Annotated in this window: 24 protein-coding genes and 1 pseudogene; 10 read left to right on the plus strand and 15 right to left on the minus strand. The window is 68.7% G+C overall.

Annotated features, from left to right (window positions below):
- Nucleotides 1-4: 4 nt before the first annotated feature.
- The 11 genes from CG723_RS38440 to CG723_RS38495 form a co-directional block, all read right to left on the minus strand.
- Complete coding sequence (locus CG723_RS38440; RefSeq protein ID WP_100598195.1) at nucleotides 5-595, minus strand: hypothetical protein; 591 nt, start codon at nucleotides 593-595, stop codon at nucleotides 5-7.
- A gap of 26 nt (nucleotides 596-621) precedes the next feature.
- The gene (locus CG723_RS38445; RefSeq protein ID WP_234374732.1) at nucleotides 622-1,230 is read right to left on the minus strand and encodes a pilus assembly protein TadG-related protein; all 609 of its coding nucleotides are present in this window, start codon (nucleotides 1,228-1,230) and stop codon (nucleotides 622-624) included.
- Nucleotides 1,227-1,424 (minus strand): hypothetical protein, encoded by a 198-nt coding sequence (locus tag CG723_RS38450; protein ID WP_227300544.1) that lies wholly within the window; start codon nucleotides 1,422-1,424, stop codon nucleotides 1,227-1,229. Before CG723_RS38450 ends, CG723_RS38445 begins: the two co-directional genes overlap by 4 nt.
- A gap of 171 nt (nucleotides 1,425-1,595) precedes the next feature.
- Complete coding sequence (locus CG723_RS38455) at nucleotides 1,596-2,459, minus strand: hypothetical protein (RefSeq protein WP_100598196.1); 864 nt, start codon at nucleotides 2,457-2,459, stop codon at nucleotides 1,596-1,598.
- 360 nt (nucleotides 2,460-2,819) lie between these two features.
- Nucleotides 2,820-3,722 carry a DUF5936 domain-containing protein gene (locus tag CG723_RS38465; protein ID WP_100598197.1) on the minus strand — a complete coding sequence of 301 codons (903 nt, stop codon included), beginning with the start codon at nucleotides 3,720-3,722 and terminating at the stop codon, nucleotides 2,820-2,822.
- A gap of 42 nt (nucleotides 3,723-3,764) precedes the next feature.
- Nucleotides 3,765-4,712 (minus strand): type II secretion system F family protein, encoded by a 948-nt coding sequence (locus CG723_RS38470; protein WP_100598198.1) that lies wholly within the window; start codon nucleotides 4,710-4,712, stop codon nucleotides 3,765-3,767.
- 34 nt (nucleotides 4,713-4,746) lie between these two features.
- Nucleotides 4,747-6,084 carry a CpaF family protein gene (locus tag CG723_RS38475; RefSeq protein WP_100598199.1) on the minus strand — a complete coding sequence of 446 codons (1,338 nt, stop codon included), beginning with the start codon at nucleotides 6,082-6,084 and terminating at the stop codon, nucleotides 4,747-4,749.
- Between the two features lie 8 nt (nucleotides 6,085-6,092).
- Nucleotides 6,093-6,629, minus strand: a complete 537-nt coding sequence (locus tag CG723_RS38480; RefSeq protein WP_442802627.1) for a TadE/TadG family type IV pilus assembly protein — start codon at nucleotides 6,627-6,629, stop codon at nucleotides 6,093-6,095.
- Complete coding sequence (locus tag CG723_RS38485; protein WP_100598200.1) at nucleotides 6,626-8,221, minus strand: AAA family ATPase; 1,596 nt, start codon at nucleotides 8,219-8,221, stop codon at nucleotides 6,626-6,628. The genes CG723_RS38480 and CG723_RS38485 overlap by 4 nt, the downstream gene beginning before the upstream one ends.
- Nucleotides 8,222-8,333: 112 nt before the next feature.
- Nucleotides 8,334-9,044, minus strand: coding sequence for a Flp pilus assembly protein CpaB (gene cpaB / locus CG723_RS38490; protein ID WP_100598201.1), 711 nt, complete (start codon nucleotides 9,042-9,044; stop codon nucleotides 8,334-8,336).
- Nucleotides 9,045-9,114: 70 nt separating this feature from the next.
- Nucleotides 9,115-10,164, minus strand: a complete 1,050-nt coding sequence (locus tag CG723_RS38495; RefSeq protein WP_234374727.1) for a hypothetical protein — start codon at nucleotides 10,162-10,164, stop codon at nucleotides 9,115-9,117.
- Nucleotides 10,165-10,342: 178 nt separating this feature from the next.
- On the opposite strand from CG723_RS38495, the gene CG723_RS38500 reads away from it, so the two are divergent.
- The 6 genes from CG723_RS38500 (at nucleotide 10,343) to CG723_RS38525 (ending at nucleotide 19,410) form a co-directional block, all read left to right on the plus strand.
- The gene (locus tag CG723_RS38500; protein WP_100598203.1) at nucleotides 10,343-11,350 is read left to right on the plus strand and encodes a chitinase; all 1,008 of its coding nucleotides are present in this window, start codon (nucleotides 10,343-10,345) and stop codon (nucleotides 11,348-11,350) included.
- 243 nt (nucleotides 11,351-11,593) lie between these two features.
- On the plus strand, nucleotides 11,594-12,019 hold the full coding sequence (locus CG723_RS38505; protein ID WP_324906736.1) for a hypothetical protein: 426 nt from the start codon (nucleotides 11,594-11,596) through the stop codon (nucleotides 12,017-12,019).
- Nucleotides 12,016-12,654 carry a hypothetical protein gene (locus tag CG723_RS38510; RefSeq protein WP_100598204.1) on the plus strand — a complete coding sequence of 213 codons (639 nt, stop codon included), beginning with the start codon at nucleotides 12,016-12,018 and terminating at the stop codon, nucleotides 12,652-12,654. The genes CG723_RS38505 and CG723_RS38510 overlap by 4 nt, the downstream gene beginning before the upstream one ends.
- Entirely contained in the window at nucleotides 12,654-17,372 is a 4,719-nt protein-coding gene (locus tag CG723_RS38515; protein WP_100598205.1) for a putative T7SS-secreted protein, read from the plus strand. The genes CG723_RS38510 and CG723_RS38515 overlap by 1 nt, the downstream gene beginning before the upstream one ends.
- 601 nt (nucleotides 17,373-17,973) lie before the next feature.
- A complete protein-coding gene (locus CG723_RS46570; RefSeq protein ID WP_159032629.1) occupies nucleotides 17,974-18,627 on the plus strand; it encodes a hypothetical protein in 654 nt (217 codons plus the stop codon).
- Between the two features lie 231 nt (nucleotides 18,628-18,858).
- The gene (locus CG723_RS38525; RefSeq protein WP_100598207.1) at nucleotides 18,859-19,410 is read left to right on the plus strand and encodes a hypothetical protein; all 552 of its coding nucleotides are present in this window, start codon (nucleotides 18,859-18,861) and stop codon (nucleotides 19,408-19,410) included.
- Here CG723_RS38525 and CG723_RS48220 read toward each other — a convergent pair.
- Nucleotides 19,397-19,579 (minus strand): annotated as a pseudogene (locus CG723_RS48220) (ATP-binding protein); the annotation flags it as partial. The gene CG723_RS38525 and the pseudogene CG723_RS48220 overlap by 14 nt on opposite strands.
- Before the next feature lie 23 nt (nucleotides 19,580-19,602).
- On the opposite strand from CG723_RS48220, the gene CG723_RS49045 reads away from it, so the two are divergent.
- The 3 genes from CG723_RS49045 to CG723_RS38540 are packed head-to-tail and all read left to right on the plus strand — an operon-like array spanning nucleotide 19,603 to nucleotide 20,566.
- The gene (locus CG723_RS49045) at nucleotides 19,603-19,878 is read left to right on the plus strand and encodes a helix-turn-helix domain-containing protein (protein ID WP_324906743.1); all 276 of its coding nucleotides are present in this window, start codon (nucleotides 19,603-19,605) and stop codon (nucleotides 19,876-19,878) included.
- 50 nt (nucleotides 19,879-19,928) lie between these two features.
- Nucleotides 19,929-20,363, plus strand: a complete 435-nt coding sequence (locus CG723_RS49050; RefSeq protein ID WP_324906745.1) for a DUF5753 domain-containing protein — start codon at nucleotides 19,929-19,931, stop codon at nucleotides 20,361-20,363.
- An 11-nt stretch (nucleotides 20,364-20,374) separates the two neighbouring features.
- Nucleotides 20,375-20,566 (plus strand): hypothetical protein, encoded by a 192-nt coding sequence (locus CG723_RS38540; protein ID WP_100598208.1) that lies wholly within the window; start codon nucleotides 20,375-20,377, stop codon nucleotides 20,564-20,566.
- Here the strand turns inward: CG723_RS38540 and CG723_RS38545 are convergent.
- Genes CG723_RS38545 through CG723_RS38555 form a run of 3 tightly spaced genes read right to left on the minus strand, consistent with a single transcriptional unit; the run spans nucleotide 20,554 to nucleotide 23,236 of the window.
- Nucleotides 20,554-21,255 (minus strand): hypothetical protein, encoded by a 702-nt coding sequence (locus CG723_RS38545; protein ID WP_100598209.1) that lies wholly within the window; start codon nucleotides 21,253-21,255, stop codon nucleotides 20,554-20,556. The two genes, CG723_RS38540 and CG723_RS38545, sit on opposite strands and share 13 nt — an antisense overlap.
- Before the next feature lie 25 nt (nucleotides 21,256-21,280).
- Nucleotides 21,281-22,633 (minus strand): Nramp family divalent metal transporter, encoded by a 1,353-nt coding sequence (locus tag CG723_RS38550; protein WP_100598210.1) that lies wholly within the window; start codon nucleotides 22,631-22,633, stop codon nucleotides 21,281-21,283.
- 60 nt (nucleotides 22,634-22,693) lie between these two features.
- Nucleotides 22,694-23,236, minus strand: a complete 543-nt coding sequence (locus CG723_RS38555; RefSeq protein WP_234374728.1) for a hypothetical protein — start codon at nucleotides 23,234-23,236, stop codon at nucleotides 22,694-22,696.
- A gap of 162 nt (nucleotides 23,237-23,398) precedes the next feature.
- Between CG723_RS38555 and CG723_RS38560 the strand changes: the two genes are divergently transcribed.
- Nucleotides 23,399-23,758 (plus strand): hypothetical protein, encoded by a 360-nt coding sequence (locus tag CG723_RS38560; RefSeq protein WP_159032630.1) that lies wholly within the window; start codon nucleotides 23,399-23,401, stop codon nucleotides 23,756-23,758.
- Nucleotides 23,759-23,774: the final 16 nt, after the last annotated feature.

The raw sequence follows: 23,774 nt of genomic DNA on the forward strand, positions 1-23,774 counted from the left end.
GGGGTTACTCGCCCTCGGAGATTTCTACGGGGGCGGGGGGCATGGCGCCGACTTGGAAGCTCACCTTTGTAGTGCCTTCCGGAGGCGCGGGGAACTGGGCGAACCACGTGGCGCTCTCCCCGGACCTGAGCCGGCTGAATTTCGTGCAGAGGCAGCGGCCGTTGGTGTCCCGCAGGACGAGGTACTTCTTCTTGCCCTGCTCGTCCACGAGGCTCGCGCCGGACAACGAACCTCCATTGGCCGCGAGTTCGCGTTCGTCGCTCTGCCAATCGGCTCCGAGCCATGAGCTGGATCCGTCGTTGCGCACGGTTCCCGAGACAGTCACAAACCCGCCTTGGTCACGTGTCGCGGAATTGATCGCGACAGAGACGTCGCCGTCCTTACTCTCCGCCAGGACCTTGTCCGTGGACGGGGCCGGCGACGCGTCCTGCTTGTCGTCACTCCCCTCTCCCGCGGGCGCGGACGACGAGGATTCGGCCTTGGGACCACCGTTGTCATCACTGCCGCCGCAACCGGCCACCGTAAGGACCAGCCCTGAAGTGATCGCCACCGCAGCCAGTGCCCGGCGGGTCGTCATGGTGCGCCGAAGATTCATTGCCGCGGCTTCCCTCTCGTGATGTGTCAGTCGGCCAGGTGTACGGAGAAGAGAACGGAGGGATCGGGCAGATCACGTGTCTCGAAGTCATCCGGGTCAAAATCGAAGGAATCACCACCGTCGCAGTCGAATTCCACGACCTTAGCCGGATCGGCGGACGGAGCCACGTCGCAGCGCGGTTCGATGACAGCAGTAGCCTCGGCCGTTGCGTGCTTCGACTCCGTGCCGGGAATGACGGAATCGCCGACCGTGCCATTGGACTGCACTTTCGCCCAATAGCCCGGATAGCCGTTCACCTCGGACGGTCCGAATCCGACGACGCGGGCATCGTTGCCGGCAGCCAGGTTGTCCGCCGCGCCGCGGGCCCCGTCCCCGGTGAACTTGTCACCCGCGAGCCAGTCCAGCCAGTCGTCCCCCGCGCCGATGGCCTTCCCCAGTCCGGTCATCAATTCGCCCCTCGAGTCCTGGGCGGCCGCCAAAGCAGCGGCATCCGCAGCCGATTGGGCGCCATTGCGCGCGGAGGCTGCCTGGGCGAATGCGAAGAACGCGAAGGCGGCGAAGAGCAGGATCGCCGTAAGCCAGATATAGATGGGCAGGGTCTGACCGCGATCACCGGAGAGCCGCGCGATGGTCAGCCGCCGCCGATTACCCGGTCGACCGCGTCGCCGATCGCCCCGGAGATCAACCCGTCCAGTCCCAACTGGTCGATCAACGTAAAGATCCCGGCAATCAAAATCATCAACCCCGCATACTCCACGAACCCCGCCCCGGAATCCCGTTCTCTCCCGCGGACGCGGTCCCCCACCGTCACGGTCCACTTCACCCACACCCCGAGTACGCGTTCCTTCAGCACGGTTTCCCCTTCGTTCCCGCACGACTTCGCCGCCCTGAACCTCCCGGGCACCATACGCAACGTACGGGAACTGCAACCCTCTGTGCCGTGTTTCGCACATTAACGGCGCACGCTTGACCGGAAGTTGGTCGCTTCCTGTCATGCCCCTCACCGCCCGTCGTACGCCACCACGACCCCACCCAGATCGCGGGCGACCTTCCCGCCGAGGGTGGTGTCGCAGAGGTTGACGGTCCAGTTGCCCGCGGTGACCAGCTCGGCGGGGACGCCGCGGTACTTGATCGCCTCGCGCAGGGCGGCATCGCGGCGGGCGTGGGTGGGGTGCAGGGTCAGGACGGCGCAGTCGGTGGAGCCCGAACCCGGCTTCCCGGTCTCGCACTTGATGCTCCCGGTGCTCGTCGTCTCCCGTTGGAAGCAGCCCACGGAGGCGGCCACGTCGTCCGCCAGGGTGTCCACCTTCTTGTAGGTGGGAGTGGAAGGGATGCGTGGGAGTGGGTACTTGGGGGTCTCCGCTCCCTTACCCTTCGCGTCCAGGACCACCGCGTGCAGCGCCTTCGCGACCGCCGGGGCGGACGGCGGGTCCATGACGCGGATGTACCAGTTCCCGGCCGCGACCAGTGTCTGCGCGTACGCGCCCGTGCGCCGGGACTCGATCGACGTACCGATCTCCGTCTTGGACACGACGTCGGGGTCGAAGACCGAGATCTCGTTCTCGACCTTCACCCCGTCGACCGTCGCGACGCAGTCCGTCGTGGAGCTGCCGTCGTAGTCCCGGCTGCGCACGGTCTCGCAGTCGAGGCCGGCCTTTTCCATCGCGGCTACGAGATCGCCCGCCGTCGCGAACCGCGGCCCCTTGGGCACCTTGCCCGGGGTGGGCATGCTCTCCGCCTGGCGTTGCTGCGGCGCCATCGGACCGGCGCAGGCGCTGAGTGCGAGAAGCCCGATCCCGGCAGTGAGCGATACGCGGACTCCCCGCATCGCGCTCTTCGTCCACTCGATCGTCAGGCCGCCCATCGACGTCGTCACCTCCCCCCGGAGACCGGTACACCATTCGCAAGTGCCAACTAAACGCTCCGGTCACTGTAGCCAGTCGATGCGCCACACAGCAGCCGTTCACCATCGCTGCTTCAAACAAGGGCGAGGGGGCGCCGACCTGAACACCGGCGGATGGGTGAGCAAGGATCTCTACCACGACAACAGTCCGAACAAGAACCTCAACCTCGTCGCCGACAACGACTCGAAAAAGTCAGTGTCCGGATCACCCCGTACGGCAAGCGTGAAACTCCAAGCCTGGGCATCACCACCATCTCCGGCTGCTATCAGGTACCTGAAGGCGAAACCGTCGAGCAGTTCTGAGGCCTCGGCGTTCGGCTTTCAACGTCCCAGAATCGAACCGAAGTTGGACCCGGAGCCGAGGAACATGCCCGTCGCGATGAGGATCATCGTGGCCGGGAGCATGAAGACGAGGGTGACCATCGTGGCCTTCGGGATCGTCTTCGCGGCCCGGCGGCGGGAGTTCTGGGCGTCGGTGCGCCGCATGTCCGTGGCGATCTGGATGAGTGTCTCGGCGATGGGCGAGCCGAGTTCCTCGCCCTGCTGGAGCGCGGAGACGAACTGGGCGACCTGTTCGGACGCGTTGCGCCGGCGCAGCTCGTCGAACGCCTGGCGCCGGCTGACGCCCATGTCCATTTGCCGGAGCGTAATGCGCAACTCGTCGGCCCACGGCCCCTCGTACTTCTCGGCGACCCGGTCGAGCGCCTGCCGGAAGCCGAGGCCCGCGCTGACGACGACGGCGAGTACGTCGAGGAAGTCGGGGAGCGTGCGGTCGATGACCTCTTTGCGCTCGCGTGTGGCCTGCCAGATCAGGCCGTCCGCGGCGAGGAGGCCGAACGCGAGGGTGAGGGCGGCGAACAGGGTCTGGCCGTTGGTGAGGAAGACCAGGCCGAGGACGACGCCGAAGATGCCGTAGACCGCGCGACGCGCGGCGTAGCGGTCGATGGTGAGGCCGCCCGGGTTCCCCGCCATGTCGATCTTGCGGCGCTTCGAGGTGACGCGCCGGGGGCCCATGGCCCGCAGGACGAGGGGGGCGAAGCGCATGCCCAGGCGGTCGACCGCGGACCCGGCGGCGGACACGCGTGTGGCCCCGACTTCGAGGGCGATGGCCAGATCGCCGGGGAGCTTGGCCTCGGCGCGGTACATGCGGATGCCCAGGAAGATCCCGAGGACGGCGAGGCCCATCGCGAGGGCCAGCAGCAGCCCGATCAGACCCGTACTCATGACCTACCTCGCTCGCCGTGCGCCGGATGACGGACGCCCATGTCAGACCTCGATCTTCCCGAGCCGGCGGATCACGAAGAACCCGATCCCGTACAGGCCGAGCGAGACGAGGATCAGCGCCTGGCCGACCGGCGATCCGGTCACCCTGGCCAGCGCGCCCTCGTTCGACGAGTTGATCAGGAGCAGCGAGCCGAGGCCGAGGAGCGGCACGGTGAACGCGGTCGCGTTGACCTCGGAGAGCATCGTGCGGATCTCGCGCCGGGTCTCCTTGCGGTCCTCCAGGGTCTGGGTGAGGTTCCGCAGGGACGACACGACCGAGCCGCCCGCCTTGTTGGCGAGGACGAGGGTCGTGACCAGGACGACGAGTTCGCGGGACGGGAGGCGTTCCGCGAGCTCACCGAGGGTGTCGTCGATGGTGCGGCCGAGCGCGAGCTGGTCGGCGACCATGGACAGCTCCTCGCCCGCGGGCGCCTCCAGCTCCTCCGCGGCCATCGCGAGGGACGTGCGCAGGGCGAGTCCGGCGGCGGTGGCGTTGGCCAGGAGGCGGGCCACGTCCGGGAGTTGGTTGATGAACGCCTCGATGCGTTTCTGCCGCTGCCAGTTGAGGAAGATCACCGCGCTCCATACGCCGACGAGCCCGGCGATCGGCCCGAAGAAGGGCGCGAGGGCGGCCGACGCGATCAGCCAGAGGGCGACGACCACGGCGAGTACGTACGTGAAGAACTCCCCCGCGGTCAGGTCGAGCCCCGTCGCGGACAGGCGCAGATGGATGGCGCGGCCGAGCCGGGTGCGGCGCAGCCTGCGGTCGACGGTGGCGAAGCGGCGTACGCGACCGGCACCGCCGTGCGGGCCGGCGCCCGACAGGCCGTCGAGCCGGTCGACGAGGGCCTGGCGCTGGGCGCGCCCTGACGCGTACGCGTGGAGGCCGGCGACGGCGAGTGCGCAGGTCAGGATGGTGGCGCCGAGGGCGATGAGGGCGGGGTCGCTCATGATCCGCCGCCCTCGACGGCGGGTCGCTCGGTCCTCATCCGATGGCCTCCCTCGTATTGCGTCCGTCGATGCCGTCCAGCACGCCGAACGCCGGTGGGATCGGCTCGTTCGCGACGTACAAGCGCTCGGCCACGCGGCGCGGCAGCGGCAGATGCTCGAAAGTGCCGCGCACGCGGTGGTCGTGGCCGAGCGGGTGCGGCACGAAGCGGGAGACCGTCGAGATCCTGAACTGTTCGCGGCCGTGCGAGACCAGCAGGGCGATCTCGGTGACCTTGCGCGAGCCGTCGGCGTGCCGGGTGAGCTGGACGAGGACGTCGACGGCCGAGTTGATCTGGTCCTTGAGCGCCTCGAACGGGATCTGCACCTCGGACATGGACCCGAGGGTCTGCAGGCGCATGAGGGCGTCCTCGGCGGCGTTCGCGTGGACGGTGGCGAGCGAGCCGTCGTGGCCGGTCGACATGGCCTGGAGCATGTCGAGGGTCTCGCCGCCTCGGACCTCGCCGACGATGATGCGGTCGGGGCGCATGCGCAGGGAGTTGCGGACGAGGTCGCGGATGGTGATCTGGCCCTTGCCCTCGACGTTCGGGGGCCGCGATTCGAGGCGGATCACATGGTCCTGCTGGAGCTGGAGTTCCGCCGAGTCCTCGATGGTGATGATGCGCTCGTGGGGCGGGATGAGGCCGGAGAGCGCGTTGAGGAGGGTGGTCTTCCCGGAGCCCGTACCGCCGCTCACGATGACGTTGAAGCGGGCGCGGACGAACGCGGACAGCAGCATCAGCATCTGCTCGTCCAGCGAGCCCAGGCCGATCAGCTCGGGCAGGGTGTAGGCGCGGGGGAAGCGGCGGATCGTGAGGGTGGCGCCGGTGAGGGACAGCGGCGGGATGATCACGTTGACGCGCTCGCCGGTGGGCAGGCGGGCGTCGACCATCGGGTTCGACTCGTCGACGCGCCGGTTCACCGTGGAGACGATGCGCTCGATGGTCTGCATGAGCTGTTCCTGCGAGGCGAAGCGCAGCGGGAGCTGCTCCACGCGCCCGGCGCGCTCCACGAAGATCGCGTCCGGGCCGTTGACCATGATCTCGGTGATGGACGCGTCGGCGAGGAGAGGTTCCAGTACGCCGAGGCCGAGCGCCTCGTCGACGACGCGGCGGACCAGCTGGCTGCGTTCGGAGGAGGAGAGGACCGGGCCCTCGCGGCTGATGATGTGGCCGAGGACGCGTTCGAGACGGATCCGCCGGTCGGCCGCCGCGAGCGACGACATCTCGGCGAGGTCGATCTCCTCCAGGAGCTTCGCGCGGTAGACGGCGACGAGGCCGTCGTCGCGGGAAGGGCCGGGCTCCTCGCGGACCGTCACCCTTGATCGCAGGCTCATGTTCCGGCTCAACCCCCTTCCGGGTCACGGTCGTTCGGCATGGTGGCGGTGCGCCGTACGTCCCACCGGTCGTCCAGGAACGGGACCAGGACCGGGACGTGCACGGTGACGGTGGCGGTGGTCGTGTCGCCGCCTCCCCCTCCGGCGTCGATGTCCGCGTCGAGCCAGCCGCTCATCGCGGCCTGCCCGGCGCCGGTGCCGTCGCCGCCCTGCGACTGCACACGGGCGGCGGCCCTGGCACCGGAACCGGCCTGGTTCGCGCAGTAACCGACGAGGCCGAGCTGGATGGCGGCCATGCCGATGAGGAGGAGGAAGGGCAGGAACCCGGCGAACTCGAGGATGGAGACGCCTCGGTCGTCGGAGCGCAGGCTGCGGCGAGGGCCGTTTCCCGTCCGCGGGCGCCGGGCGCCGTCGATGCCCGTCCGCGGGTGCCGGGCGCCGTCGATGCCCGTCCGCGGGTGCCGGGCGCCGTCGGTTCCCGCCCGAGCCCGCCGCCCGTGCCCGTGCCGGAGACGGCCCTTTGCGCCCGGGAGCCGGCGCCTCACGGCATGACCCCCTGGTCGTCCTCCCTCGCGGCGCCCGCCTCGCCCTTGACGGTCCACCCGGCGTCGATCCCGGGGAAGAACACCGGCACCTCGAGCCGCACGGTCGCCTTCATCACCGACCCGTCGGGTCCGCAGGTGATGGCGGCGCCCTGCCACGCTCCGGGCAGATTCCTCTCGCCCGCGGTCTGGCACGCGCCCGCCGTGTCGCCGCTCCCGGCCTCCGCGGAGGTCGCGGCCCTGGCCGCCTCGTCCGCCGCGTTCCCGGCGAGCGAGTACGTGTACCCGTACAGGACGCACTGCCACAGCAGACCCATCACCACGAGCAGCAGCGGGAACATGCCCGCGAACTCCAGGGTGACCGCGCCCTTGTCGCCGCCGCGGCGGCGGGCGCGGCGGCCGGGTTCCTGTGCGGCGGCGTCGACCAGGCCGAGCTCGCCCGCGAGCCCCCACAGCGCCTGCTTCACCGTCGACCGGCTGTCGAGGTCCTGCATACGGCCCGCGTCGACCGCGCCCTGGAGCTCCTTGAACCCGGCGGGCACGCTGGCACGCGCGACCCGGGTGCCCGTCACGCGCTCCACGAGCGACGCGGTGATCTCGGATCCGCGCGCGTGACGGTTGATGACGGTGACGGTCTCCTCGGCCTTGCGGATCTGGAGGCGGTCCCACATACGGATCATGCGCTTCGCGGCGCGTACGGCGACGACGTCGGGGGTGACCAACAGGACCGCCTGGTCGGCGAGTTCGACGGCCGCCGCGTTCGCGGACCCCATCTGCGTACCGCAGTCGATGACCACGAGGTCGTAGCGGCTGCGCAGCGCCTGGACGACCTGGCGTGCCACGCGGTCGGTGACCTCTTCGCCGCGCTCGCCGTCGGACGGCGCGAGCAGCAGGCCGAGGCCGGTCTCGTGGGTGAAGACGGCGTCCTGGAGGACGCGCGGGGTGATGTCGCGGATGGCGGCGAGGTCGGCGACGGAGCGGCGGAACTGGACGTCGAGGTAGGAGGCGACGTCACCGGACTGGAGGTCGAGGTCGAGGAGCGCGACCGAGCGGCCCGACGCCTGGGCGGCCAGGGCGAGTTGGACGGCGGTGACGGTGGTGCCGACGCCGCCCTTCGCGCCGGCGACGGTGATGACGCGGCCGCCGGACGTACCGGCCGTGATCGCCAGCTCGCCGCCGGTGCCGAGGTGCCTGCGCATGCCGCTGGACCAGGACGCGGCGGCCTGTACGCGCTCGGCGAGCGCGTCGTACCCGAGAGGGAACCCGACGATGCCGCGCGCGCCCGAGTCCATCGCGGCGGTGAGCAGGGCGGGGCTGGTGTCGGCGGTGGCGAGGACGACGCCGACGGCCGGGAAGCGCAGGACGAGGTCCCGGATCAGTTCGAGGGCGGGCACGGGGCCGATCCGCTCGTGGACGAGGACGACCTCGGGCAGTTCGTCGAGCGACTCGGCGGCGAGCCGGGCGAGGGTGTCGAGGAGGGCGGTGGAGTCGGCGACGGGCGGCGCGGGCTCGGCGTCGGGCAGCTGCCCGAGCAGCGTGACCAGGGACCGGGCGGCGTCCAGGTCTCCCACCGCGGGGAGAATACGGATGCTCACGGTGCGGCTCGCCTCCTCTCTCGGTGATCTCGGTGATCTCGGTGGTCTCGGTGGTCTCGGTGATCTCGGTGATCTCGGTGATCTCGGCGGTCTCTTGGCCGGCTTTGCCGGGCTACTTGTCCTCGTCGAGGGTGTACGAGCGGTCGCCCGGCGGGACGGCCGCGTCGCTGCCGGCGGCGACGAGGGCGAGCCGGACGTGGGTCGCGAACGACTCCGCGTACGCGACGCGCTGCGCGTCGGCGGGGTCGAGGGCGAAGGTGATCGGCACGGCCTCGCCCTGCCGGCGCCGGCCGTTGTCGCCGCCCTGTTCGTCGATGGGCGTGAGCTTGCCGACGTCCATGACCTCCGCGTTCTCGACGATGACCTTGGACTGGTCCTTGGCCTTCTCGTTGGCGGCCTTGAAGGTGGCGTAGATGTTGACCTTCGACCCGGGTGTGATCTTCCCGGCGACCCCGGTCTCGGCGTCGATCATGATGGCGATCTCCTGCTGTCCGTCCCTGAGCTGGGGCCGGGCGACGATCATGTCGGTCTGGAGCAGGGACCCCTTCTTCAGCGTCGTGACGGCGATCTTGCCGCGGATCTGGCTGAGACTGGTCACCGCGGTCTTCGACAGCCACCGCTCCGGCATCTCGACCTTCTCGAACCGGTCGGCGGTCAGCTCCTTGTACGGCGCGACATCGTCCTTCAGCCGGTACGCCGCGACTTCCGGGCCCACCTTCGAGTTCACGTCACGGATCACCGAGAGCACCCCGGCGAAGGCGCCGACGGCGCACAGGGCCGAGATGACCAGCAGGATGACGCCGCGACGCTGACGTGAGTTCATGGACCGGACTACCTCGTGGGGATCTCGTCGGGGATCTCGATGGGGAGCGCGTGGTGGATCTCGTTGGCGATCAAGGGCGGGCGGCGGGTGGCAGGGCGGCGCGGGCCCGGCCGGTGACGGGGGCCAGGGCGGTTGCGGCGGCGAGGCCGGTGGCGGGTGCGAGGGCACTGCCGCGGCCGCGCCCGCCGGGTGGCTTCGCGGCCGGGGCGGGCGGATCGGCGAGCGGCGCGGCGCAGAAGCCGCAGCGGTCGCCGATGAGTTCGAGGCCGCACCAGTGGCACGCCTCGCGCCGGACGGACGAGACGAGCTGGTAGAGCACGGAGATGTCGGGGATGGCAGCCGCGAACTCGGCGAGCTTTCCCGGGTTTCCGGGCTTCCCGGTGGCCCACCAGCGCCCCGACTCGGCGGGCAGCCGCGTCTCGACGGCGCCCTGCACCTGCCAGGCGGGCGCGAGGGTGCCGGTGATCCAGTCGGTGGGCTGCTGCCCGGCGGCGTAGTACATACGGGTGCCGAAGGCGGGTCCGCTCAGCCGGGACGGCTCGGGTCCGGTGAGCCGTACGAGTTCGGGCTGCGGGGTGGCGAGTACGGCGAACTGGGCGCCCGGCACCCACGACTTGGCGTGCGAGGTGAGACTGACGGGGACGCGGTCGAGGCGGGCGACCGAGCCGAGCACAGCACCGGCGTAGATGTAGTGGGCGAGGAGCCGCGCGGCGGAGCCGAGCACCCCCGGGCTGAAGTCGCACATGGTCAACTGACGCAGCTGGAGCGCGAGTACGGCGAGCCCGAGCGGCGGGAGCTCCGGCCGCAGGATGGCGATCCGGTCACTTTCCAGCACGGAACGCACAGCGTGCAGCCGGTGGACGACCAGGTCCGGCACGGAAGCCGGACACAGGGCGATCACATAGCCGTGATGCTCGATCAGGGTGTGCATCTCGACGATCGCGCGATCGAGGTCGTACGGCTCCGCCCTGCCGCCCCCGTCCTCGGCGGAGTGGAGCACGGCGGCGGACGGCGTATGCCGGTCGGCCGCGGCGAGGACCAGGTCAGGGCTGGTCACGGCTATCGCGGTCGGCACGCTCGTACACCCCCCGGTCTCTGTGCACTCCTGTCTCAGCACCATATCCGCGCATTGCCCGCTCAACACCCAACTTCCCGGTGTTCACCGGGAGGTTGCCCAGGCGGCCGACTCGGCTGGGCCAGGAACCAGAAATTCCAGAGGTCTTGACAACCCAAATGGTCTGGACCAGTTTGTAGAACCGGCAACTGCCCCTCCCCCCACATCTGAACCGGAGGCAGCAATGGCACGCGCGACGACAAAACCGGCACGGAAGCGTTCATTCCTGGCGGCGGCACTGACCACTCTGGCCCTGGCCCTCACCGGCACGGCGACGGCCACCGCGGACCCCGCCGGGGCGGACGCGGCGCCCCCGGCCCACGCCGTCACCGGCTACTGGCAGAACTTCAACAACGGCGCGGCGGTCCAGAAGATCAGCGACGTACCGGGCGACTACGACATCATCGCGGTGGCGTTCGCCGACGCGACGACGACGCCTGGCGCGGTCGACTTCACGCTCGACTCGGCGGGCCTCGGCGGCTACACGGAGGACGCGTTCAAGGCGGACATCAAGGCGAAGCAGGCCGCCGGCAAGTCGGTCGTCATATCGATCGGCGGCCAGAACGGCACCGTCTCCATCAACGACTCGAATTCCGCGACGAACTTCGCGAACTCGGTCTACTCACTGATGCAGGAATACGGATTCAACGGCGTCGACATCGACCTCGAGAACGGCCTGAATTCGACGTACATGTCGCAGGCCCTGAAGTCCCTTGCGTCAAAGGCGGGTTCTGACTTCGTCCTGACGATGGCCCCGCAGACGATAGACATGCAGTCGACGTCGGCCGAGTACTTCAAGACCGCACTCGCCGTGAAAGACATCCTGACGGTCGTCAACATGCAGTACTACAACAGCGGTTCGATGCTCGGCTGCGACGGCAAGGTATACAGCCAGGGCTCGGTCGACTTCCTGACCGCGCTCGCCTGCATCCAGCTGGAGGGTGGCCTGGCCCCGTCCCAGGTAGGCCTGGGAGTCCCTGCCTCCACCAGCGCGGCGGGCAGCGGCTACGTGTCCCCGTCCGTGGCCAACGCGGCCCTGGACTGCCTGACGAAGGGCACGAACTGCGGCTCGTTCAAACCGTCGAAGACGTACCCCGGCCTGCGCGGCGCGATGACGTGGTCGACGAACTGGGACGCGTCGACGGGCAACGGCTGGTCTTCGTCGGTGGGACCGCACGTACACGGCCTGTAAGCCCTCCCCTTCCCCCCTCCAATCCGCAGCGCCGCCGCTCCCCCGGCGGCGCTGCTGCGTGTCGCGGGTGCGGCGGGGGTGTGCTGCCGGATGGGTGCCCAGCACGACCCCGCGCCTTTCGGAACATTGACCCGACATTGCATGCGTCAACACACGGATGTGATGATGCCCGTCATGACTGAAGGCGGGGGCGGCGGGCCGACCGGGGGCATACCCAGGTCACGGCTTCAGGATTACGCAGAATTGGTTGAATCTCCGACGAATTCCGCCACCACTACGCAGGCCACGACCGCCGTCGGCATTCGGCGCGAATTCACCGCACTCCTGGGCGAGTTCCGGCGCACAGCCGTCCTGCTGCCACTCAGCGACGACGGATTGCCTCTCGCCGGAGACTTCGGCGGCGTCCGTTGGCTCTACACCTTCTCGGACGAGGCGGCCTTGGCACGGTTCGCGGCTGCGAGGGGTGCCGCCGACCAGGAGTGGGCGTACGAGCGGGTTCTGGGCGCGCGGCTGCTGGACGCCGTGGCGCCGGCTCTCCGCGTGCCCTGCGGAATGGCCGTGGACGTCGCGAGCCCCGGCGATGAGCTGCTGCTGCCGCCTATCTCCGGGGTCGTACCGGACGCGGTGGCGGTGGACGCGGGAGCGTACGGGGAGGGCAACGAGCAATGAGTGAGGACGCGAAGGATCTCCAGGCCGGCGGTCTTGGCAAGATCGTCGAGGGCATAACGCTCGTGCTGGCCGAGCTGAAGGAGACCGGCGCGATCGGCACCGCGGGTGCCGGGCGCGGATTCGACGGGATCTCGCTGTCCGGCATGAAGCTGGGACACAGCGATCTCACCTCGGCCTTCGAGTCCTTCTGCGAGCGCTGGGAGTGGGGCGTGCGCACCCTCGTCAACGAGGGCAACGACTTCGCCGAGGGCGTCGGTCTCGCGGCCGGAACGCTCCACGAGACGGACCAGTACGTCGACGGTGCGCTGAAGGTCGGCGTGAACTCCGTGATCGGCAACCCGTACGCCAGCGAGGAAGACGTCTCGAAGATGAGCTACGGCGACCTGGTCAAGCACAACGCGCTTGCCGACCCCGACTACAGCAAGAAGTCCTCCGACGAGGCCGACGCGATCATCAGGCAGGGCTGGAAGGACGCTGCCCGCGACGCGGCCACCTCGAACGTGACCGGGTGGAGCCCTCAGCAGGCCAGCGGGATGAGTCCTGAGGAGTACGAGGCCTGGCTCGACAGCAAGTTCGGGCCCTCCGCGGAGGAACGCGCCGAAGCAGCCGCCAAGCAGGGCGGGGGCGCCGGCTGATGGGAATCGGTGACTGGGCCGACAAGGGCCTGGGCGCCCTGGAAGACGGCTGGGACAACGGCAAGAAGGCCCTCGGTGAAGGTGTCGAGTGGGGTGCCCACAAGCTCGGGGACGGCCTCGAGTACGTGGGCGCCGACTGGGCCGCCGACAAGGTCGAGGATCTCGGCGACTCCGTCGCCTCCGATCTGGGCGCCGCGGTCGACGAACAGCAGCTAGGCGAGGCCCAGCAGGCCGACGAGCTCGTCCACGGCGACCCCGGAGACATCCGCGCGAGTGCGAGCCATCTGAAGGACTTCCACAAGGCCTTCGACAAGGTCAGCGGGGGGATGCGCACCCTGGACTCCTCTCATTGGAAGGGCAGGGCGGCCGACGCCTTCCGCAAGAAGTTCGCCATGCACCCCTCCAAGTGGCTGCACGCAGCGGACGCCTGCGACAAGGCAGGCAAGGCTCTGGACAGCTACGCGGACACGGTCAAGTGGGCCCAGGGCCAGGCGCAGGATGCCATCGACCTGTACAAGAAAGGCAAGGGCGCCTCCGACAAAGCGGTGGAGGCGTACAACAAGCGGGTCGACGCCTACAACAGTGCGCTGAAGGCCGACCAGGATCCCGGCCCGCGCCCTGAGCCGTTCAAGGACCCCGGCGCGGCCGACGTCAAGCACGCGCGGGAGAAGCTCGGAGAAGCGCGTCGCCAGCGCAACGAGGCGGGTGCGACCGCGACGCGCGCGATCAAGGCCGCCCTGGCCCACGCACCGGCCGAGCCTCCTCCGCTCGATCGCCTCAAGTCCGAAGTCACGGACGGCGTCCAGTCCACCGGTACGGAGCTCACCCACGTCGTGGGCGGCGTGTTCAAGGGGACTGCGGGCCTGCTCAATTTCGCCCGCGGCCTCAACCCGGAGGACCCGTACAACATCACGCACCCGGCCGCGTACAAGCAGAACATCAACCTGACCCTGGCCGGTCTGGCGTCCACCGCCACACATCCCGACCGTGCGGCGAAGGACGCGTATCAGAGCCTCAAGAAAGACCCTTCCGAGTTCTTTGGCCGCATGTTGCCGGAAGTGTTCGGCAGCAAGGGGCTCGGGCTCGCCAAGAGCGGGCTCCGGGCCGGGGTCGAGCACGGGATGAAGGAGGCCGCTGAGGCGGGGGCGCGGCGTTCGGCACGGCGTACGCTGGATGAGGACCCCGCGGAGCATTCCCGCGAACTGAAGTCGGTGGAGCATAAGGGCACCGACCCCGTCGATCTCGCGACCGGGAAGATGTTCCTGCCCCAGACCGATGTCGCGCTGCCGGGCACCCTGCCGCTCGTCTTCACCCGGCGCGTGGAGTCCGGCTACCACCTGGGCCGCTGGTTCGGCCCCTCATGGTCATCGACGGTCGACCAGCGCCTGGAGATCGACTCGGAGGGCGTCGTCTTCGTCACCGCCGACGGTCTGCTCCTCCCCTACCCACACCCGGCACCGGGCCTGCCCACGCTGCCCACTCACGGCCCGCGCCATCCGCTGGACCGCGTGGACGACGGATACACGATCACCGACCCAGTGACGGGACGTGTCTGGCACTTCGCCGACCGCGGCACCGATCTGGCTGTCCTGGAACAGATCGACGACCGCAACGGCAACTGGCTGACCTTCGAGTACGACGCCGAAGGAACGCCCCTCGGGATCGTCCACAGCGGCGGCTACCAGCTGAAGGTGACGGCCGAGGGCGGCCGGGTCACATCGCTGCACCTGGCAGGGGCAGGGGCGGACGGTTCGGACGAGGAACTGATCCGCTACGGCTACTGCGAGAACGGCCACCTGACCGAGGTCACCAACTCCTCCGGCCTGCCCCTGCGTTTCACGTACGACGACGAGGGCCGGGTCACTTCCTGGACGGACACGAACGACCGGTCGTACACGTACGAGTACGACGACCAGGACCGATGCGTGGCCGAGGGCGGATCCGAGGGCCATATGAGCCTGCGGCTCGCGTACGCCGGGCCGGACCCGGAAACGGGCCTGCGGCTGACCACCACGACGACCGGCGAGGGCCACACCCGCCGGTTCCTGATCAACGACGCCTGGCAGGTGATCGCCGAGACGGATCCGCTCGGCGCGACCACCCGCTATGAGCGCGACCGGTACAACCGCCTGCTGTCGCAGACGGACCCGCTCGGCCATACGACGTCGTTCCGCTACGACGAGGCGGGGAACCTGATCCTGGCCGTCAGGCCGGACGGCCGCGAGATCAAGGCCGAGTACGACGATCACGGGCTGCCGATCAAGGTGACCGGTCCCGACGGTACGGTTCACCGCCAGACGTACGACGAGTGCGGCAACCGCACGTCGGTGACCGGCCCTACGGGGCAGGCGACGCGTTTCACCTACGACGAAGCGGGCCGTCTCACGGCGGTCACCGACCCGCTCGGGCACCTCACGACGGTCCGCTGCGACGGAGCCGGACTCCCCGTCTCGATCACGGACCCACTGGGTGCGATGACACGGTACGAACGGGACGCCTTCGGCAGACCCGTCTCCATCACCGACCCGCTCGGCGTGACGACCCGCCTGGAGTGGACGGGAGAGGGCAGGCTCTCCCGCCAGACGGCTCCTGACGGCACGAGCGAATCGTGGACCTACGACGGCGAGGGCAACTGCACGACGCACACGGACGCGATGGGTGGGCTCTCGTCGTACGAGTACACGCACTTCGACCTGCTCACGGCGCGGACGGGTCCGGACGGCGTGCGGTACGAATTCGCCCACGACCACGAACTTCGCCTCACTCAGGTCACCAACCCTCAGGGCCTGACGTGGGGTTACACGTACGACCCGGCCGGACGTCTCATATCGGAGACGGACTTCGACGACCGGATCCTCACGTACGCACATGACACGGCGGGCCGCCTCACCTCCCGCACAAATGCCCTCGGCGAGAGAATCACCTTCGAGCGAAACGAACTGGGCCGGACAACGCGCAAGGATGCGGCCGGCCGGGTCACGACGTACGCGTACGACCTGACGGACCAGCTCGCACAGGCCACCGACCCGGACGCGACGCTCACGCTTCTCCGGGACCGTCATGGCCGGCTCAGATCGGAGACGGTCAACGGCCGCGTACTCACGTACGCGTACGACGAGCTGGGTCGCCGCACCGGCCGCACGACGCCCACGGGCGCAACGAGCTCATGGACGTACGACGCGGTCGGCAACCGCAGCCAGATGACGATGTCGGGCCGCACCATCGACTTCGCGTACGACCAGGCGGGACGCGAACTCGCGCGCCACATAGGTGATTCCCTCACGGTCGAGAACGCCTTCGACGAACTGGGCCGCCTCACCACCCAGTCGGTCACAGCCTCCGACACCACCGGCCACCGCCGCATCCAGTCCCGCAGCTACACCTACCGGGCCGACGGAAATCTGATCGGCATCGACGACCAGCTCGCCGGCTCCCGCCGCTTCGACGTGAACGAGGCGGGCCGGGTCACGGCGGTGCACGCGGCGAACTGGACGGAGGCGTACGCCTACGACGAGGCCGGCAATCAGACGGCGGCTTCGTGGCCGGGCGACCACCCCGGTCACGAAGCGACAGGCCCACGCACCTACACCGGCACTCGCATCACCCGCGCCGGCAGGGTCCGCTACGAACACGACGCGCTCGGCCGCGTCACGCTCCGCCAGAAGGCCCGCCTGTCCCGCAAGCCGGACACATGGCGCTACGAATGGGATGCGGAGGACCGCCTCACCACGACCGTCACTCCCGACGGCACGTGCTGGCGCTACACATACGACCCGCTGGGCCGCCGCACGGCGAAACTCCGCCTGGCTGCCGACGGCGAGACGGTCGTCGAACGGGTGGACTTCACCTGGGACGGCACGACGCTCTGCGAACAGACGACGACGTCTGCGGAGTTGCCGAACCCGGTCACGCTCACCTGGGACCACCAGGGCCTGCGCCCCATCGCCCAGACCGAACGCATCAGCGCGGCGGGCGCGGACGCCCCCCAGTCGGAAATCGACTCCCGCTTCTTCGCGATCGTCACCGACTTGGTCGGCACGCCGAACGAACTCGTGGACGAACAGGGCGAGATCGCATGGCACACGCGAAGCACGTTGTGGGGCACGACGGCCTGGTCATCCGACAGCACGACGTACACGCCCCTCCGCTTCCCGGGCCAGTACTTCGACCCGGAGACGGGGCTGCATTACAACTACTTCCGTCATTACGACCCGGAGACTGCTCGGTATCTCGGCCCCGACCCGCTCGGCCTCGAACCCAACCCCAACAACGTTACATATGTAGAGAACCCGCACACATGGGTTGACCCTCTCGGCCTGGCACCAGACGCATGCCCGAATAACGTTGCCCTCGGAATCAGAAAAGAAGGGGACCTGCGAAATTTTGCAGAATCGCGCAAATTCACTCACTTCCTTGATGACACGCGCGAAGGGGCACTCTCGCGGGTCCGTGATGTCGCGCACGAACAACCACATGTGCGACTGCATGTCGTCATGGACGGGTTCAGGGGACTCAAAGAGCAGATGACTGACAACGCGGCAGAATTGTTCGAAGCGGCATACAGCAGAGGAAAGGGCGATAACTGGTATACGACGGAACGGGAGATGGCAATCGTAGGAGACGCCGTAAAGTGGGGGAATCGCCCATGGGACAGCATTACCTTCTACCATAAGGGCATAGAGGTCCCCGTCCCCCACCCCGTCAGCCTCGGAGGTTGAACCACATTGCCGCGTGTCGCTGATTGGCAGCGCCCCTTTCGCGTTTGGCATTACACAGTGAGCTACTCACAACTACTCCTGCGGAGCGTCAACGTCGAGGGATTCAGCACCAGAGTCGACGTTCTATTTTCCAACGTCGAGATGATGCATATCGCACCGGATTTGGACCGTCTAACTATCAGTGAGGCCTCATTCGAGGAGGCAACAACGCTGATCCCCAGCCTCCCTCCACTCAATCGAGGGCGCGTTTTCATCCTGAATGAAGGAATGCATTACGTTTACGCAACTCACTGCGAGTGGCATGAAGACGAAGGAAGCCCACGCAGCCCCTCCAGATTTGGGCCGCTTCCCGGAATCCCCGGCCAGGACCACTGAACCGCTCGCCCTCCATCCCAGGCGATCTCCGTACAGTGATAGCGCCACCCCCGACCGAACAGGCCTCGTATGACCACGCCTCACCAGCCTCCCCCGTCCGGATTCGGTGCTCCGCCCGTGTCGGCGTATCCGCAGCCCGGAACGCAGTGGCCCGCCCACGGAGCGCCGCCGCAGGGGTTCCCGCCGCAGGCTGGTTATCCGCAAGGACCCTATGGCGGACCGGTGCTTGGGGACCGCCACCGCCGAAGAAGCACACCGGAAGGACGATCGCCATCGTCGCCGGCTGCCTTGTCGGCGCGGTCGTCCTGTACGGCGGCATCCACGCCGTGCAGGCAGGCAATCGTGCGGCGGGCGATCCATCCGCCCAGCAATCCGGCTCACCCTGCCCAAGACGATCGACGGCGGAACCTTCCGGCTCCGGCAGGATCTCAGTGACCGCTTCGACAACTCGGCGAACGGTGGCGACTCCTACGCTCGTTCCCTCGAGAGCAAGGCTGGCATGTACGGCACGGCATCCGGTTCCGGGCAGTTGATGTACACCGGTTCGTACTCGGACCGGCAGAACCCGTTCTTCCCCAAGATGGGGCTGCTCGACGGCATGGAGAAGAACGACTCGATGACCGTCGCCGTCCCCCGGCGTGACGTGTCCGAACAAAGCTCCGACGACGACAAGCTCGCCTGCGAAGTGCTGACCAAGGCAGAGGGTGGACAGGAGTTGACCACGGCCGTCTGCTCCGCGGGATTGGCAGATTTGGGCGCGTGGAAGCGCCTTGAACGCCTGGTCGGAGGCCTGTGGGGCTGCCCGAATCTGCCAATGTTCGCAGCAGTCAGCCATCGCGGGCCGTGGGCAGTTCCAACCAGACCACCTTCCGGTCCGTGACCGGGTAGCGGCCCCAGTCCGCTGCCGGGGCCTGCACCAGAATCAGCCCCCGGCCGAAGGCCTCGTCCGTCGTACAGGGCAAGGGGTTTCGGGAGTTCCGGGTCGTTGTGCCGCAGCAGTTCACTCGCTGACCTCACCTCGTAGCGCCTGGTGGGGCGGGTGATTCGGGTGTTCCGGCAGAATCGCGTTACGCCCGCGCGCCGTGCAGGCGTGTGAGGGTGGGGGTTGATTGTGAAGAAGGTTGTCGGCGGGGTCGTGTTGGGTGCCGTTGCCGTCGGGGCCGGGCTGTGGGGTGTTCTTGGGCCGAGCGGCGCTCGGGAGGCCCGAGCCGCGTCGCCGGCCGCCTTCAAGCTGTGGGCCGCGGAGGCCCATGCCGCCGTCGCGCGTGAGGGCGGGACCGCCACCTTCAACCAGCGCAACGGCAACGGAGTCTCCGGCGCTCACCAGCTCGGCCTGCGCAAGGGCGGCCACGCCACCATCCGTATCCGCGATCTCGACCAGTCCCCCGAGAAAGCCACGATGCTCGAGGGCCGTACGTATTCACTGACCTTCGCCTGCGCCGGTTCGGGCAAATTCACCGTCCACGCCGTCGGTGCGAAGGCTCTGCGCCGGGACATGTACTGCACGCCCACCAAGAAGATCGAGACCGTCAGCCTGAATCATCTTGAGGGAAGCCGCATGGGCGAGCGCCGGTGGGACGGGCGCATGGACCTGACCATCACCACCCATGGCGTACAGGGAGTCCTCTCCTGGCACGCCGCCCAGATGTTCACCGCGGACTGACCACACCCGGCCCGCCGTACGCCGGCGCCGTACCAGTACGCGGGAGCGTCGCCCACATACGCGTACCACCGCCCGGTTCACGTGCCGGGCCGAATCCCCAGTCGCCCCCACAAGTGCGGGTGACGCAGGCCAGCAGGCGCAACGCCGCCCGGCGCCGGGCCTCGCAGGCCGGGAATGCGGACCGCCGCCGGGATGACGACCGAGTTCGCCGCCGGCCTTCTCGGCGTCCCCCGCACCAACGTGCCCAACATGGAGTCCGGTCGGTCAGGCATCAGCCCGGAGCGCGTCCGCACACTCGCGGCCAACTACGGCTGCGCGGACCGGGGACTCGCGGACATGGCCGGCGAGCGGGTCAAAGGGTGGTGGGAGGCTTACCGGCCCCAACTCCCCGCTAGTTTCCTGGATATCGCGGAGCTGGAGTGGCACGCAAGCTCCGCATCGCCCTCACCGTTCACCTGCCGGGGCTGATCCAGACCTAGGAGCACGCGCGGGCCGTCTTCGAGCACGTCATTCCACCCTTGCCCGAGCACGACATCGACGTACGGGTTGCTCACCGAATGGAGCGCCAGCAAGTCCTGGACAGAGCCGATCCGCCCCGGCTCGAACTCACCATGCACGAGGCAGCACTCCGTGTGCAGTTCGGAGGCCCCGGCGTCACCAGGCTTCAGCTGGAGCACATCCTGAGCGTGGGCGAACGCCCCGAAGTATCCGTACGGGTGGTGCCGTTCAAGGCCGGCGGCTTCCCCGGAGCGGGGCAGTCGGTCGTATACGCCGAGGGGCCGGTGGCCGATCTCGACACCGTGGAACTCGATGCCACCCACGGGCCGGAATTCATCGACTCCGCGATGCAGTTGCACAAGTACCGTGCTCAGTTCCGCGCGCTGGAGGTGGTGGCCTTGCCGCCCGAGGCGTCCCGTGATCTCATCCGAACGCTCGCCGACGACCTCGTCTAGGAGAAGTCACCGTGCCGACGATCACCTGGGAAGACCCCTTCTGTGGCGAGGGCGCCAACTGCTTCCGCCTAGGCACCGACCCCGACGGCAACGCCTACATCACCGTCGCCGGGGGCGAAGAAACGTATCTCACCGACTCCCGCGAGGCGCTCCGCGCGATGATCCTGGACATCAAGGCCGGCAAGGCGGATCACCTGCTCTGATCCGGCTCCGTCACTCGCGGGGTGGCGTCCGCGCCCGCATCCGCGGAGCGGCCCGCCCGTACCGCCCCCGCCGCACACGCGACCGTCGCCGCCAGCAGCATCCATTCCAGTGTCCCCATCCAGCCCGGGACCAGGTCGTACGTCTTGCCGTCCGCGTAGACGCACGTCGTCTGCGCGGGGAAGGGCGTGCGGTGGACCGACTGTGCCCGTTCGTAGATGCCCGTGGTGAAGGCCGAGCAGGTCTGGAGGGGGTCGCTCTTCGGGGAGCCCGTGGTGAAGAACGCGAGGGCGTAGACGGCGGCCAGTGCGGCGGCCCCGGTGATCGCCAGCCTGCTCAGGCGGGACGCCGCCTTCGCTCCGCGGACACCGGTGAGTTCCAGGGCGAGCGCGCCCAGGCCCGACACGGTCAGGACCACGACCGCCGCCCAGAAGATCCAGACGAGCGTGCCCGCGCTGGAGAGGGTCGTGCCGTCCTCGTACACGCAGCTCACGTTGGGCGGGAAGCTGCTCTCCTCCAGGCGGAAGCGGCCACCCGGGCCGACGATTCCCTGGGCGCACCGCTCGTCCTGCTCGGAGATCCCGGTGACGAGCCAGGACACCATCCACACGACGAACGTGGCCCCGAGGGCAACCCCGAAGACCCCCCACAACCGGTCGGCGTCACGCCGCGATGCACGTATGTTCGGCATGACGCGGGAGCCTAGCGACCGCTCGTCAGAAGAACTCCGACCACGGCTGGTCCCAGATCTGTTGCGCGCACAGGACGATGAACAGCAGGCCCGCCACCGCCAGCATCCCGTTGCTCAGCCAGCTGTTGCGCCATTCGCGGGGCGTGCGGGACGAGTTGAGGAGCCAGATCAAGGTCAGGGACAGGAAAGGCATGAAGGCCGCGCCCAGGACCCCGTACAGGATGATCAGGCGGAACGGCTGGCCCTGGAAGAGGAGGACGATCGGGGGGAACGTGAGCCAGAGGAGGTAGGCGCGGAATGGCCAGCCCTTCTCTCGTTGGCCCGTTGCCACGTCCTCGCCCGTCACCGACACCCGGTCCGCGCGGGCACGCGTCCGGCGGTAGCGCTCCACGAAGTCCGCGAACATCAGGCTCACCCCGTGCCACACCCCGATCAGGGACGTGAAGGACGTCGCGAAGAAGCCGATCAGGAAGAGCTTGGCCGTTGCCGTGCCGTACTGGGCCTGGAGGATCGCCGTCAGGTCGATCAGGCCCTTGTCGCCCGACGCGATCGACGTGTGCGAGGCGTGGAGGAGTTCAGCGCCGACGAACAGCATCGCCACGACGAAGATGCCCGTCGTGATGTACGCGACCCGGTTGTCCAGGCGCATGACCTTCATCCAGCGCGCGTTCGTCCAGCCCTTCGCGTTGACCCAATAGCCGTACGCGGCCAGGGTGATGGTGCCGCCGACACCGCCGATCAGGCCGAGCGTGTTGAGGATCGAGTCCTTCTCGTCGGGGAGTACGGGGAGCAGGCCCGCGAACGCGTCGCCGAGGTGCGGGGTCACCCGGATCGCCAGGTAGACCGTGACGACGAACATGACGCCCACGAGGACCGTCATGACCTTTTCGAAGACCGCGTACTTGTTGAACCAGACGAAGACGAGGCCGATCAGGCCGCAGATGATCGCCCACGGCTTGATCGACCAGTCGGCCGGGAACACGTCCGGGAACAGGGCCTGGAGCGGCAGCGCGCTCGACGACATCGCCGCCGCGCCGTAGACGAAGCCCCAGACGACGACGTAGACGACGAAGAAGTACGTCGTCCAGCGGCCCAGGCTCGCCCAGCCGTCGAACAGGGTGCGGCCCGTCGACAGGTGCCAGCGGCCCGCCGCCTCCGCCAGGCTGATCTTGACCAGGCAGCCGATCACCGCCGCCCACAGCAGGGTGTAGCCGAAGTTGCTGCCCGCGATCAGCGTGGCGACCAGGTCGCCGGCGCCGACGCCCGTCGCGGCGACGACGATGCCGGGGCCGATGTACTTCCAACTCGATTTGCGGGGCTGTGAGTTGAGGTGAGCGGTGCCGGTTCCCGTTCCTGTGGTGCCCGTGGTGTCCGCCATACCGTCAAGAAAGCGTAAAGCGGGGCAGCGGGCAAGGAGGCTTGCGGGAACTGGTGCCGATCAGTCCTCGAAGTACGCGTCCAGGACCTTGTCGAGCTCGTCCGCCCACTCCTGGGCGCGCGCCTTGTTCGGGGCCTCCACGTCGTTCGGGTACCAGCGGCTGTCCGGGGTGTGGACCGTGACGGTGAGGCGGCGCCGGGACGTGCCCACCTCGACCGCGCCGATCTCGTCCCAGCGGAACTCTGCCTCCTGGTCATCGAGTTGGAGGCGTACGCCCGTCGCGTCCGCGGTGATCGAGCCGCGGCGGTCGGAGGCGGTGAAGTCCGGGCCGGCCGTGTCAGCGGAGGGGGGATCGGTCGGGGCGTCGGTCAGGTCCGCGGCGGGCTCGTCCTCGGTCTCGGAGACAGACTCCGACTCCGGCTCCGTGTCCGGCTCGTCCGACGGTTCCGCCGGTTCCGTCGGTTCCGTCGGTTCCGCCTTGCCCAGCGAGAGACCGTTCTCCTCCGAGGCCTGGCGCGGGGGCATGAGGCCGGGGACGGAGGCCGGGTCGGCGCCGGCGGCGTCTACGGGCGTGACCTTCTGAGTGTCTATGCTCTGCTCCACGGAGCGAAGTATGGCGGACGAGCCTGTGGGACGGGAGCCTCAGCCCTGCGGAACGTCGACGTCACTGCGCGCCGTCACCCGTGTGCCGGTGAGTTCGGCGCCGAAAGTGCCCGAGCGAAGCGCGTGGAACACATGGATAGTTGGCTGGTGGTGATGGAAACGATGAGCCTCACCACAACGTCCCGCCGTCGCCATGGCCTTCTTGCCGGCGCTGTCCTGCTGACCGTCCTGTCGGCCGCCCTGTTGGCCGCCCATGTGTCCTTCGACGGGGACACGTTCCAGCACTGCCGGTATCTGGGGCCTTCGACGCGGATGTATGTCACGGCTTGGGCTGGGCCCCTCTGCAGTGCCGCCGTGCTGGTGGCGCACGGGTTCCGGCGTGGGCGTGCCTGGCCCGTCACCGTGTGCGCGGTTCTTGCCCTGTTGCTGCTGTGCGTGCAGTTCGTGGCGCTCTACTGGGTGTACGCGCCTGAACCCTCGGGGGGTTACGACTGTTCCGGGATCGCAAGCCTCACGCAGTGAGGCGTCGGGCCCGCGG

Source organism: Streptomyces sp. CB01635 (genome assembly GCF_002803065.1).
Classification (GTDB): domain Bacteria; phylum Actinomycetota; class Actinomycetes; order Streptomycetales; family Streptomycetaceae; genus Streptomyces.

Excerpts from the sequence above, each read along its gene's own strand:
- CG723_RS38440 (WP_100598195.1), bottom strand. The coding sequence starts at position 595 with ATGAATCTTCGGCGCACCATGACGACCCGCCGGGCACTGGCTGCGGTG.
- CG723_RS38455 (WP_100598196.1), bottom strand. The coding sequence starts at position 2,459 with ATGGGCGGCCTGACGATCGAGTGGACGAAGAGCGCGATGCGGGGAGTC.
- CG723_RS38465 (WP_100598197.1), bottom strand. The coding sequence starts at position 3,722 with ATGAGTACGGGTCTGATCGGGCTGCTGCTGGCCCTCGCGATGGGCCTC.
- CG723_RS38470 (WP_100598198.1), bottom strand. The coding sequence starts at position 4,712 with ATGAGCGACCCCGCCCTCATCGCCCTCGGCGCCACCATCCTGACCTGC.
- CG723_RS38475 (WP_100598199.1), bottom strand. The coding sequence starts at position 6,084 with ATGAGCCTGCGATCAAGGGTGACGGTCCGCGAGGAGCCCGGCCCTTCC.
- cpaB (WP_100598201.1), bottom strand. The coding sequence starts at position 9,044 with ATGAACTCACGTCAGCGTCGCGGCGTCATCCTGCTGGTCATCTCGGCC.
- CG723_RS38495 (WP_234374727.1), bottom strand. The coding sequence starts at position 10,164 with ATGGTGCTGAGACAGGAGTGCACAGAGACCGGGGGGTGTACGAGCGTG.
- CG723_RS38500 (WP_100598203.1), top strand. The coding sequence starts at position 10,343 with ATGGCACGCGCGACGACAAAACCGGCACGGAAGCGTTCATTCCTGGCG.
- CG723_RS38510 (WP_100598204.1), top strand. The coding sequence starts at position 12,016 with ATGAGTGAGGACGCGAAGGATCTCCAGGCCGGCGGTCTTGGCAAGATC.
- CG723_RS38515 (WP_100598205.1), top strand. The coding sequence starts at position 12,654 with ATGGGAATCGGTGACTGGGCCGACAAGGGCCTGGGCGCCCTGGAAGAC.
- CG723_RS49045 (WP_324906743.1), top strand. The coding sequence starts at position 19,603 with ATGACGACCGAGTTCGCCGCCGGCCTTCTCGGCGTCCCCCGCACCAAC.
- CG723_RS38545 (WP_100598209.1), bottom strand. The coding sequence starts at position 21,255 with ATGCCGAACATACGTGCATCGCGGCGTGACGCCGACCGGTTGTGGGGG.
- CG723_RS38550 (WP_100598210.1), bottom strand. The coding sequence starts at position 22,633 with ATGGCGGACACCACGGGCACCACAGGAACGGGAACCGGCACCGCTCAC.
- CG723_RS38560 (WP_159032630.1), top strand. The coding sequence starts at position 23,399 with ATGAGCCTCACCACAACGTCCCGCCGTCGCCATGGCCTTCTTGCCGGC.